Annotated in this window: 2 pseudogenes; one reads left to right on the top strand and one right to left on the bottom strand. The window is 68.0% G+C overall.

Annotated features, from left to right (window positions below):
* Positions 1-658, bottom strand: a pseudogene (locus AB0I03_RS26895) (hypothetical protein); the annotation flags it as partial.
* Between the two features lie 393 nt (positions 659-1,051).
* On the opposite strand from AB0I03_RS26895, the pseudogene AB0I03_RS26890 reads away from it, so the two are divergent.
* Positions 1,052-1,178: pseudogene (locus AB0I03_RS26890) on the top strand (glutamate 5-kinase); the annotation flags it as partial.

Below are 1,178 nucleotides of genomic sequence, written 5' to 3'. Positions count from 1 at the left end.
CCAGCCAGGCCAGGGCGCGCTGCTCGCCGACGACCTGTTTGCCGGGCAGCAGCCAGCTGCTCAAGTAGAGGGTGCCGCCGGCCGAGAGCAGCAGGGCGACGCCGATGCCGATGCCGCCCCAGAAGACGTTGCCGGTGACCGCGGTGATCATCATTCCGGTCGTGGTGGGCACCGAGAAGCGCAGCAGCCGCCGGCCCGTCTGGCGGTAGAGGAGCCGCGGCGGGGCGTCGGCGAGTCCCAGCGCGCTCGCGTCGATGTTGCGGGTGACGAACGGCAGGCTCCGGGAGCGGCGGACCAGGACCGCGACCGCCTGGCACACGAAGTGGGTGCCGTAGAAGGCGAGCAGGGTGATGGTGAGGGGGGCCTGCTCCTCCAGGGGGTTGATGCCGTCGATGTGCAGCAGGCCGACCAACATCAGTATGTCCCGCAGCAGCTGACGTACCGTCACATCGAAGCGGATCCGGCCGAGCAGGGCGAGCAGGGCCGGCTGCTGGTGCTGGAGGACCAGGTCAAGCCCCAGGTTGACCACTGACGCTGCGATGAACAGCGGAATGACGGGCAGCAGCGCGCCGATCAGCTGGGCGGTGAACGCGACCATCATCGCGAAGAGCGCCGCGAGCTGGACGGCTCGTCTGGGGGCGATTCCGGCGGAAGGCACGGGAGAGAGCTCCTGGCAGCAGAAAGGTCATGGGGGGAGGCCGGGGACGGCGGCCGGTCCCGCGCTGCGACGCCGCCGAGGCGACGAAACGGGACCGATGGACACCCGACCGTATGACCTCGTTGGCCTTGGTGCCAATCTGATGTGGCTCTCTTCACCGCGAAACGGACCAATCGAACGCAACCTTCGAGCGCCAATATCCGTCTTAATTTTTTCAGCCTCGACTCGAAATGCACGGATCCCGGTGTCCGCGGGGGCGTCCGCCAGGCGATATGGCGAGGCGTCCGCAGGGGGTGCTGCCGTAGATTGCCGCTGTACGGATTCCGTACGGCTAAATGCATCGGCTGCTACAGCCGAACACGGACGAGCACGGGCGAACACAGGGGTATGCAGGTGGCAGGGCACAGGCAGGACGTGGAAGACGCCCGCCGGATCGTGGTGAAGGTCGGCTCGTCCTCGCTGACCACGGCCACCGGGGGACTGGACGCGGACCGGGTCGACGCCCTGGTGGACGTCCTCG

The sequence above is a fragment of the Glycomyces sp. NPDC021274 genome (genome assembly GCF_040641195.1).
In the GTDB taxonomy this organism is placed as follows: domain Bacteria; phylum Actinomycetota; class Actinomycetes; order Mycobacteriales; family Micromonosporaceae; genus Glycomyces.
Note: the sequence above shows the minus strand (reverse complement) of the source record. Positions and strands in the feature narration are given on the sequence as shown.